The 10,063-nt window shown below is 46.4% G+C and carries 10 protein-coding genes; 4 read left to right on the top strand and 6 right to left on the bottom strand.

Annotated elements, in window-relative coordinates; genetic code table 11:
• Nucleotides 1-507 (top strand): acetolactate decarboxylase (gene budA, locus Q8J68_RS06095; RefSeq protein WP_305310645.1); only part of this gene is annotated, 507 nt, incomplete at its 5' end.
• A 10-nt stretch (nt 508-517) separates the two neighbouring features.
• On the opposite strand, the gene Q8J68_RS06090 is transcribed toward budA, so the two are convergent.
• Nucleotides 518-2,401: a PAS domain-containing sensor histidine kinase gene (locus tag Q8J68_RS06090; RefSeq protein ID WP_305310646.1), complete on the bottom strand. Its 1,884-nt coding sequence runs from the start codon at nt 2,399-2,401 to the stop codon at nt 518-520.
• Nucleotides 2,402-2,571: 170 nt separating this feature from the next.
• On the opposite strand from Q8J68_RS06090, the gene Q8J68_RS06085 reads away from it, so the two are divergent.
• Both Q8J68_RS06085 and Q8J68_RS06080 read left to right on the top strand, forming a co-directional pair.
• Complete coding sequence (locus tag Q8J68_RS06085) at nt 2,572-3,729, top strand: LL-diaminopimelate aminotransferase (protein WP_305310644.1); 1,158 nt, start codon at nt 2,572-2,574, stop codon at nt 3,727-3,729.
• Nucleotides 3,730-3,911: 182 nt separating this feature from the next.
• Nucleotides 3,912-4,307 (top strand): hypothetical protein, encoded by a 396-nt coding sequence (locus Q8J68_RS06080; protein ID WP_305310643.1) that lies wholly within the window; start codon nt 3,912-3,914, stop codon nt 4,305-4,307.
• A gap of 10 nt (nt 4,308-4,317) precedes the next feature.
• Here Q8J68_RS06080 and Q8J68_RS06075 read toward each other — a convergent pair whose 3' ends face one another.
• Nucleotides 4,318-5,337 carry a phosphate uptake regulator PhoU gene (locus tag Q8J68_RS06075; RefSeq protein WP_305310642.1) on the bottom strand — a complete coding sequence of 340 codons (1,020 nt, stop codon included), beginning with the start codon at nt 5,335-5,337 and terminating at the stop codon, nt 4,318-4,320.
• Between the two features lie 38 nt (nt 5,338-5,375).
• On the bottom strand, nt 5,376-6,509 hold the full coding sequence (locus tag Q8J68_RS06070; protein ID WP_305310641.1) for a hypothetical protein: 1,134 nt from the start codon (nt 6,507-6,509) through the stop codon (nt 5,376-5,378).
• 125 nt (nt 6,510-6,634) lie between these two features.
• On the opposite strand from Q8J68_RS06070, the gene Q8J68_RS06065 reads away from it, so the two are divergent.
• Entirely contained in the window at nt 6,635-7,306 is a 672-nt protein-coding gene (locus Q8J68_RS06065; protein WP_305310640.1) for an RAD55 family ATPase, read from the top strand.
• Nucleotides 7,307-7,453: 147 nt separating this feature from the next.
• On the opposite strand, the gene Q8J68_RS06060 is transcribed toward Q8J68_RS06065, so the two are convergent.
• From Q8J68_RS06060 to Q8J68_RS06050, 3 genes are all read right to left on the bottom strand, one after another.
• Nucleotides 7,454-7,621 (bottom strand): hypothetical protein, encoded by a 168-nt coding sequence (locus Q8J68_RS06060; RefSeq protein ID WP_305310639.1) that lies wholly within the window; start codon nt 7,619-7,621, stop codon nt 7,454-7,456.
• Between the two features lie 318 nt (nt 7,622-7,939).
• Nucleotides 7,940-9,292 carry a type II secretion system F family protein gene (locus tag Q8J68_RS06055; RefSeq protein ID WP_305310638.1) on the bottom strand — a complete coding sequence of 451 codons (1,353 nt, stop codon included), beginning with the start codon at nt 9,290-9,292 and terminating at the stop codon, nt 7,940-7,942.
• Nucleotides 9,289-10,063: type II secretion system F family protein (locus Q8J68_RS06050; RefSeq protein WP_305310637.1), on the bottom strand; the 775-nt coding region annotated here is incomplete at its 5' end. The genes Q8J68_RS06050 and Q8J68_RS06055, both read right to left, overlap by 4 nt.

Here is a 10,063-nt window from a genome sequence, read left to right as displayed (position 1 = left end):
GATTCCATGACAACCCCTTTTGCTGCTGTCACTTTCTTCGAAGCCGATGAGAAAGGGTCCATCAGCGAGCCTATGGGCAAGGAGCAGGTGGAAAAATACCTTGAAGAACTGATGCCCAACAGGAATATAATGTACGCTGTGAAGATCACAGGAACATTCGACTATATGAAAACACGCAGCGTTCCAAAGCAGACACAACCGTATCCCCGGCTGACAGAGGTTACAAAGAACCAGCCTACTTTCGAGCTTACTGATGTAGAAGGAACAATTGTCGGTTTCTGGCTGCCCTCCTACATGAATGGAGTCAATGTGCCCGAATACCACCTGCATTTCATAACAGACAGCAAAGATGCCGGAGGTCACATCCTGGAATATAGTATTATCGAGGGGACTGTGGAGATCGACAATACATACGATTTCTACCTCAGTTTACCACAAAGCTCTGATCTTATGGACATTGACATGTCAAAAGATAACAATTCTGAACTCGAAATGGCTGAAAAGTAAAACAGAATAATTAATCGGCGGCCGGGAGAGTAACATGCACTTTTGTCCCGGCTCCCTCTTCACTTTCAAGCCAGATCTTACCGCCATGGTCCTCAACGATAACCTTGGTGACATATAATCCAAGGCCGTTACCTCCGTAACTCCTGGTGGAGGAACTGTCTATCTGGTGGAATTTCTGGAAGAGCTTTGGCATATCCTCTTCTGAGATTCCGATACCCGTATCTTTCAGCACGACATGGACATCACCATTTTCACGGTATGCTGACAGGCTTATCTTTCCCTGCTTGTGAGTGAACTTTATGGCATTGTCCACAATATTAGCAAAGGCCCTTGGGAGATAATCCGCATCCCCATAAGTGAACAATTTACTGGAAGAGAAATCATCCTCTATCAGGATATTCTTCTCCTTAGCCTGTTCAGATAACTCACCTACCGCAGACAACAGGGAATCTGACAGGAGGATCTTCTCAAACTTATACCGCACCCTACCTCCCTGAGAAGAGCTGGCAAAGAGGAGGGAGTCGATCAGGTTTTGGAGGCGCTTTGACTTATTGACAACCTTTTCCATAGCACGCGATTGCTCCTGGTTCAAAGGACCGAATGTACCTTCATGGAGCAATTCACTAAACCCTTTGATCGTGGTGAGGGGAGTGTTGAGCTCATGCCTGAGATTGGAAAGGAACTCATCCTTGAGCTTGTCAAGGGACTTAAGTTCTTCATAGGCTTTTTCAAGCTCTTCCGTTGACATTTGCAGGGCTTTTTCAGTCCTTTTGCGCTCTGTAATATCACGAATATGCTCCACTGCCATGATGATGTTGTTATTCTTATCAAAAACAGGAAATGCACGGTATTCCCTGACTTTCCCGTCGACCTCATCCGTTTGTTCAATCTCGGCAACATTCCCTGAGGAGAACACCTCTTTAACGTAGCACGGATCACACGGGGCATCCCGGTGCATAAAACAATTATAGCAATGTGGATGCTCCTCATTTTCCTGCGTACATTCTATATTTTCGCTCTTCCAATTACTTGTAACAACCCGCAGGTCACGATCAACCACAACAATAAGGTCCTGGAGAGCATTGAATGTGCTGGTAAGCAATTCCTTCTGCTGCTGCAGTGCATCTTCAGACTGCTTATTCTTAGTGACATCGGCGATCAGGCAAACCCCGCTGTCAATTGTATTGCCCAGAAGACGGTGTGGAACATAATAGGATCTCAGGTACAACTGGTTACCTGCTATCTGCGCAGGGTATTCGCTCTCATAATAAGGAAGTATATCTTTATTAGACCTCGCGAGCACTTTTTCAAGCCGCTCATCGTTCACAAAATCAGTTATTGCAGCTCCGATAGCCTTATCCCGCGGGACCTGGAATATTCTTAAAAAGCTCCTGTTACAGTGAGTAATGATGCCTTTGTGATCAAGGAAGATGCCAAGAGGAGATGATTCAAATATTACCCTGTGCCTTTTCTCAGATTCCAGTAAAGCTTCTTCAAGAACCTTTCTTTCAATAACCTTGCCAAGACGGGCAATGATAGCATCCATCAATCTTTTCTCTTCTTTCAGGAACGGCCCGACATCAAGGATAGGTCGCTCCTCAAGATAGACCACCAGCAGACTTCCTTTTACTACTCCATGGACCATTATATTCTCTGACATCTTCCAGGGGGTTTCTTTGAAGTTATCTGTCTGGTAGGTGTCGCTATCCATCGTAATTCGGGCTGCGGCGATATCCGGGAACTGGCAGGCTGATGGCATACGCTGTGCAATGCCTTTGAGCAGGGACTGCAGAGGAATATGCAGATCAAAAAGGGAAGAGATATTGTATATGCACTCCAGTTCTTTTTCCCTTTTTCTAAGTGAAGCCAGTTCTTCAGGATATATGGAAGACACCCATGCCAATTTTATATGCTCTATATTTATATTATCTTTATTAATAGATTTCGTTGAACCATGAATATTGTGGTCCAATCAATCCATGAGCATGTTTTTAAATATGTAGTCAGCAATAGGGAGGGTGTTTATTGTATTATTTCTTAAAATGTCCAAAACCAGGTGAGTAAATGTATTCTGACAGGATCAACAGACTGCCCCCCTACTTGTTCGCAGCCATCGATGAAGCAAAGGCAAAGGTAAGAGCAAAAGGCGTGGATGTGATCGATCTCGGCGTGGGTGACCCTGACCAGCCAACCCCCGCACACATTGTGGAATCCATGTGCGAAGCTGTACGTGACCCTTCCACGCACCAGTACCCTTCCTATACCGGAATGATAGAATTCAGGAAAGCTGCAGCAGACTGGTGCAAACAGAGCAGGGGACTTGATATCGACCCGGCTACCGAAACGCTTACACTCATAGGCTCAAAGGAAGGGGTGGCGCATGTCCCGCTTGCTTTCATTAATCCCGGGGATGTAGTGCTCTGCCCGGACCCTGGATACCCAGTATATAAGATAGGCACACAGTTTGCTGGCGGAAAAGAGCACATAATGCCTCTCCTTGATGAAAATGACTTCCTGCCGGACCTTGAGGCAATACCCAAAGATGCCCTCAGCAAGGCAAAACTGATGTTTATCAATTACCCGAACAACCCTACGTCTGCAACTGCTGACCTGAAGTTCTTCGAGGAGGTAGTGCAGTTTGCCCGCGAGCACAACATTGTGGTTGTCCATGACAACGCTTACTCTGAGATGGTGTATGACGGTTACCAGTCCCCGAGCTTCCTGAGCGTGGACGGTGCGATGGATATCAGCATCGAGCTCTATTCAATGTCAAAGACCTACAACATGACCGGATGGCGCCTTGGGTTTGCCGTCGGTAACAAGGACCTTATAGCCGGTTTCGGGAAGGTCAAATCAAATATCGATTCCGGAGCTTTTGATGCTATCCAGAGAGCAGGCATCACAGCTCTCACAAGCTCCCAGCAGTGTGTTGCTGACATGAATGATATCTATACCGAAAGAAGGGATGTGCTGCTCAAAGGGCTCAGCGAAATGGGCATTGATGTGAAACCACCAAAGGCAACTTTCTACGTGTGGGCACCTGTGCCTGAAGGATACGATTCCATGGGATTCTCAAAACTTCTGCTTGAGAATGCAGGCATTGTGGCAACTCCGGGAGTCGGCTTTGGCCAGTATGGTGAAGGATACATCCGCTTTGCACTTACCCAGACCGTGCCAAGGATGAACGAAGCAGTGGACAGGATGTCAAAGCTGAAACTCTGATTTCGGCTTTTGACCTCTTTTTCCCAGCGATGACATGTAACTGCAATTAGTTCCTTTTTTCAGTTTCCGTTCTGAACACGCAGATGTACGCTGGTTTTGTATACTTCATTTTTATTATATGAACATTATTTTTAAAATTACATACATGTTACTGATATAAATGAGCATTCAATCCATTGATTATGCTCCCGGAAAATATTAGTCCCAATCACTTGAATACATCAGAGATAGGCAAATTCCTCTACGATATAAGATACATCATCCTGCTGTACATCATCGGTGATTCCCTGACAACTTTCCATGCAATAGAGAACGGGTTCGGATTCGAGCAGAACGGGTTCCTTGCAAGCCTTATGACAGAATTCGGGATGTGGTCACTTGTAATTGTGAAGATTGCAATACTGGGAGTCGTGTTCTGGGCCTACCGTACTATCAATTCACCCACCGGTCCGGTTTCCCCGCTCCTGTGGACATTCTCAAAGACTGGCATCAGCCTTCTTGGCCTGTTGCTGGTGATCAACAACATGATGGTCATCTGGGTCAGGGTGAGCTTGTTTGAATATGTAGGGCTGCTTTGAAGGGGGCCTTTTATAGAGGCATATCCTTCAGTTCCTTTGAGCCCATATTGATAGAGATCTCAGCAATATCAGCAATGTATTCCGCGATGCTCTGGAGGCTCTCAAGGATATTCCTCTTATGCTCACCTGTACTGCTGTCCTGGCCGCATTCCCTGCTGCAGATAAGGGCAGCCATATTGGATAGTTTCTTCGAGTTCTTTATTATCGTGTTTGCAAACTGAGGGTCCTTTCCTGACATTGCCTCTACTGAATCCCTGAACAAAGCCTGTGCCACTTTGCCAAGCCTGAAGATCTCATCATTGCGGTCCACAGGACAATCCATCTCCACTACATTGGTGGCGATCCTCTGGACATGATCACCTATGTTCTCCATGCTTTTTGTAACGATCCGATAACCCAGACAGTCCTTTGACCGGACAATGCCTATCTTCTGTGCCATGAAGGGATCATCAAGGGCTGCTCTCAACTGCCTTACAGTCAGCAGGTAGAACCTGTCCACATCATCATCCCTCCGGATGACATCATTTGCCAGCTCAATGTCATGTTCCTCCAGTGAGATCAACGCATCCTCAAGCATAGAAGAGATTATCCGGTCCATGCTGTTCATGGACTTGAGGATAGTGATCTCCTGGTAGTTCAGAAGGCTCTGCAGTACAAGTTCGGTCCCCGTTTCCTCAACTATCTCAATACCTATCAGGCGCTTGCGAGCAGCATCTCTCATGAATTTCCTTTCAGATGCCGTAAAACCGTTTGGGGAAATTATTTTAATAATGTCATAACCCACAAGATAATTTGACACAAGCATCCTGAAATCATCTTCCTGATCGCCGGAGAGATATATTTCTATGACCGAGCGACATATCTTTTCCTCAGGAGGGATATCCGCAGTGACAGTAAGTGAACGGTCAGACTTTACAGAAAGGGAAACAGTGTCCCCCGGAGACAGCCCATTCTGCCGGACCCATATGATAGGGAGCGACACGATATAGGTAGACCCACCTGTCAGCTGAATCTTTCTTTTTTCGGACATTTATTGTAACCTCTTTTAGTAATAGTTACGAAAAATAGTTACGAAAGGACTGTAAGATTGCCCGAGACCTGGCTGAGCTTTGCAGTCATCCCCCTATCGTCGGTGACCATAAGGTCGATGGTCACGTTCTGGTGATAATAGGGATCTATCATCGGCCTGACAACCATGCCTGAGAGGTTATAGTCATACAGGACCTCATTTCCATTATCGTTCCACAAGGCCCATTTGTAGCTGGTGATGAAACCATCGTTGTCCCTGGAGTCGGAAGCATCCAGTATCATGTAACTGCGAGGAGACTGGGTGCCATTCGTATCCATTATATACTCCACCCTGAACTGGACATTAGCCACCGGCATGGGGGGAGTGAACAGCCCCTTGAAGATATTAATGTAGGAAGTTATCAGCTCTATCTGCAAAGGCTCTTTTTCCAGGGGAGGCGTTCCCAGGTAGGACCTGAAATCAATAGTATAGGATATCTCATAATCGGTCGTGTTTGCCAGACTCCCTCCTGAATCATTCCCGAAGAAGGTGATGGTCTGGCTTTCGTTGAAGATGGTGAAGTTGGCCCCTTGAGGGCATACAGTAGAATTATTTATATCGATCATGTTATAAGTGAAGCTTTCACCATTATAGGCTTTCCATGGGTGCATTTTCAGGCGATAGGTATAATTTTCGCTATTGTTGGTCCAGCCTGTGGTGGCGAATATGGTCTCTGAGCCTGTTACCACGATATCGGAAAAGTTGAGGTGGATGGTCTTGGCCTTGGTGGCGGGTATCATGACCCTGTTCTTTGCATTATAGACTGCCGGGTAATCGCGGTAAACATCGTGATCTCCGGAAGCATCATAGGCCTTGAAGTTCAGGAAATAAGCGTCATTGAGCTTGATGGAAGAAATGTAGGAGTTGGCTGTGTTGAGGTTGAGCACGGTCATGTCTATGGACTGCCACGCAGTTCCGTTGCCTGAAGGCTTGATGGAGACGATCTTGAGCTGTTCACTCTTCACAGCCGCCTGGTGGCTCTCGCGGTCCATTGCATCCTTTTGCATGGTGGATACCATGAAAGCTACGCCGGAAGCAGCGATAATAGTGATCAATATCAATAGTAGTGTTGCAAATATCACTGAAACCCCGCGGGTATCCCGCAGGAAAGTGTTCATATCCTTACCAGCCATCTAAGAGAAAAAGCAGATACCAAATGATATACTTTATTAACATAATATATATAGTACCCTATAGTTTATTTATTTTTTTAGTTTGTTCCAAAACCATTTAAACAATGATTACTTTAAGGGAATCAATGGTATTGACAAATTTCGGACTATCGGATGTGCCCCAGCATGTAGTGTTGCTGGTCGAGGAGGATATTGGGGATGCAAAGACCATCTTCTTCCGAAATATAACTTCCGAGGCTCTGAAAATCGGAAAGACCGTTTATTATATATCAACCAAAAGCTCGGAAAAAGATGTAAGAGAACAACTATCATTTCTTGGTCTGGGGACGGACCTGGAAAACCTGACGGTCATGGGTAACTTCACAGACCCTTTTGTGTTGCTTGACCTGTGCTATAACAGGCGCAAGTTATGCACTCTTTTCGGAAAGGATAAAATGCCTTTATGCAATATGACAGACGCTGACATCTGCATAATCGACAGTTTCTCATCACTGTTCATCCACGAGGAACTGCAAAGCATGACACAAGCCCTTAATTCTCTTATTACCATCAGCAGGGACACAAATACCACATTCGTACTGGCAACTGACATGGGAATTCTCCCGGAGCGCGCCGAAAAGGTGGTAAGGTCCATGGTGGACGGCATAATCCAGTTCAGGATAGAGTACTTCTCCGACAAGATCAGCAGGTATATCAACATCCCAAAGATGAAAGCGACCATCCCGCCAAAAAAGATGATGGCATACAACATAACAGGCCAGGGTATAATGGTCGATACCAGGGAAAGGGTTGGCTGACCTTCCATAAAGGTATAACAATATCTTCAGAATCAAAGTTAGAACTTCACAAAAGTAGCGTACAAAAAGGAAAAAAGGGTTGCTGATAAGATATTATTGTTGTTTTCAGAGTGCTGATAACCGGATGAACGATCGAACACAGGAGATCTAATCTTCCATACTGCCTTCAATCTTGGAACCATCATAGTTGCAGCGGGTATTGATCACTCCACGGAGAATGGGCCTATAGTCAGCATCTTCATCATTGTTCATAACTACGGCAGAGCCAATGTATCCAAAATCACTTCTTTTAGTCCATGTCTTAAATGTTCTCATATTATCCCTCCATGTGATTATTCTATAGTATTGCAGGAATAATATATAGAGATTATACCAATCTTTTTAGTAGGCCTATTAATAGATATATACCTATATAGAAATCAAAGTAGATTTTTAAAGACCATAACTTTGACGATCTCATCCAAGACGGGATCATGTGGCCGATGCCGGCAATTGCTATCCGGTGAGGACACGTCCTACGACATGTTCAACTGAAGCACCTACCGGATATCGAAGATCTCTGCAATGTGGGCGATTTAGAAACCACTCCCAATAACAAAGCGCAAAGCCAAGATGAATGAGCTTTTCATCCACCTAAAACTCATCATTTACTATTATCGTGGCAATACCACTTGATTCACCTACTGTTGCTGTTACGATATAGGTACCTTTATCTGACCCTGGAATCGGCGTTACAGCCACGGTTCCGTCCTCTTTTGTCATTGAACTGGTTATCACACCCTGGGGCTCTATCGTCATCTTAACAAAGGTACCTGGAACAGGATTGCCATCAGTGTCAGTGACATTGAATACTATAGGCTCCTGTAAAGGAAGACCGCCGATGGTTTCCTGAGCATCACCGGACATAGCAGTTATTGTATAGGTGCCGGCTATGCCGGCCGGGAGCAATAAGGTTACAACTGCCACATAGCTCAGGACCATAAGGATCGCAGAATGCTTGAAACCATGTTTGATCTCGCCTTCAGTGATCTGGCCAATGATGAGACCACCGAAGAAGGCGTTGAGAACGATCATGTGGAAGAAGCCGCGCTCGAAATTGATGTCTGAAAGGCCGGCACCACCCAGCATTTCCAAGCCTACGCCCTGGATCATGGGGAGCAGGGACGTGGAAAGGATGTTGGTAAGCATTATGATTATGCCCTGAGCCAGGTAAAAGATGATAATGTACTGTTTCAGGTTTGCCTCTTTTTCCCTTTCGATGCCTATGACAGCCCTCATGTCCTCGGATGTACGGAAAAGCAGGTCTGCGACATTTCCACCGGTGTAGGCGGCCATGACCACGATATCGATATATTTGTTAACAAGCCTGCTTCCGATAGAAGCTGACATCCTGTGCATGGAATCCTCAAACGAGTGACCCAACACCATTGAAGATGCAGCGTCCTTAACGCTTTTGCTTATGGCTCCCAGATTGGATCTTGAGAGTGTGACCACCCCTTTGACGGGATCGATACCTCCCCTCATGAGCTCAGAGAGTTTGTACAGGAACTCACCGAATGCTACCTCCCTTTTCTTCAGGTTCTTTTTCTGGAGGAACGTATCGATGGAGAAGGGGATGATAGCCACCAGTGTAGCAAACACGATTATGTGGTCAAGATCGTCCTTTGACTTATCTTTTTCCTCTGTGACCGGCTCTGTTTCCTGGGATGCCGGGAGCTCACCCCTCTCCGCAGCTTCAGATGCTTCCATTTCCGCAACAAGGGCCTCATAGGCAGCCTGCTTTGCAGCGGCTTCACTGTTCACCGCGGCACTGCTTTGCCCTTCCGGGGGAAAGAGTGTGTGTCCGGCCAGTATGGCGACAAGTACTATCATCAGTGCTGCAAATACGGGGATCCCAAGGGTCAGATACTCCCGTTTGATGTTGTAACGTATGCGCACTATCTGTGCATAGCGTTTCAACACCTGGAGATATATGTCTGTCTTCATAGGACGCTCCTTGAGTATTTCATCCAGAGCAGTATCAGGAATACGATGTTGATGAATGGCAGTGCGAAGTACACGAAGAAGTTGAACATCTGCCTGGGAGTCAGGGGGCCCAGGTCGATACCCAGCGCGCTTCCGACCACGATCATGAGGACCACAAGCACCACGCTCATCACAACGCCGCTCAGGTAGCCTTCCCCGTAGACTGCAAGTGAATCCACGAACTCCCTCTGCAGCTTGCCACGCAGGTTCATGAGTTCCTTGGATTTCATCTCGAGATAGGTGCGAAGCCCTCCTCCCGCCTGCATGGCATTGGCAAGGTCCATACATACCGTCCTGAAGGATTCGGAAGAAGTGTTGCGTACAAGGTGGTTCATGGCAGTGACACCATCCTCGCCCAGAACGTCCACACGATACATGACCTTACCGAATTCGGTGGATATCTCACCGTAGTCCTCGATGGCTACGGTCCTCACGACATCCATGGGCGAGGAGCCGGCACTTGCAAGGATGGACATGTAGCTCAGGGCAAAGGGGAGTTCGTGTTCTATATTCATGTTCTTGCCGGATATCTTATTGTACAGCACAAAAGGAAAACCACTTATCGTAAGGCCGAATGTAAGGGCGGTCAGGGTCCCGATGTAAACGAGAGGCGTTGAAGAGTTGCGAAAGAGGATAACTGAAAAAATAAAGACAATAGCTGTTGCAATGAGAGCCGTTACTATGGAGAGGGATATGAACATACCCGGTGTCATCACCAGGTCGGCCTGGTAG

The sequence above is a fragment of the Methanolobus sp. genome (genome assembly GCF_030682845.1).
In the GTDB taxonomy this organism is placed as follows: Archaea; Halobacteriota; Methanosarcinia; order Methanosarcinales; family Methanosarcinaceae; genus Methanolobus.
Note: the sequence above shows the minus strand (reverse complement) of the source record. Positions and strands in the feature narration are given on the sequence as shown.

What these genes read in the sequence shown, in the direction of transcription:
- Q8J68_RS06080 (WP_305310643.1), top strand. Translation starts at nt 3,912, where the DNA reads ATGCTCCCGGAAAATATTAGTCCCAATCACTTGAATACATCAGAGATA.
- Q8J68_RS06065 (WP_305310640.1), top strand. Translation starts at nt 6,635, where the DNA reads ATGGTATTGACAAATTTCGGACTATCGGATGTGCCCCAGCATGTAGTG.
- Q8J68_RS06070 (WP_305310641.1), bottom strand. Translation starts at nt 6,509, where the DNA reads ATGGCTGGTAAGGATATGAACACTTTCCTGCGGGATACCCGCGGGGTT.
- Q8J68_RS06085 (WP_305310644.1), top strand. Translation starts at nt 2,572, where the DNA reads ATGTATTCTGACAGGATCAACAGACTGCCCCCCTACTTGTTCGCAGCC.
- Q8J68_RS06055 (WP_305310638.1), bottom strand. Translation starts at nt 9,292, where the DNA reads ATGAAGACAGACATATATCTCCAGGTGTTGAAACGCTATGCACAGATA.
- Q8J68_RS06060 (WP_305310639.1), bottom strand. Translation starts at nt 7,621, where the DNA reads ATGAGAACATTTAAGACATGGACTAAAAGAAGTGATTTTGGATACATT.
- Q8J68_RS06075 (WP_305310642.1), bottom strand. Translation starts at nt 5,337, where the DNA reads ATGTCCGAAAAAAGAAAGATTCAGCTGACAGGTGGGTCTACCTATATC.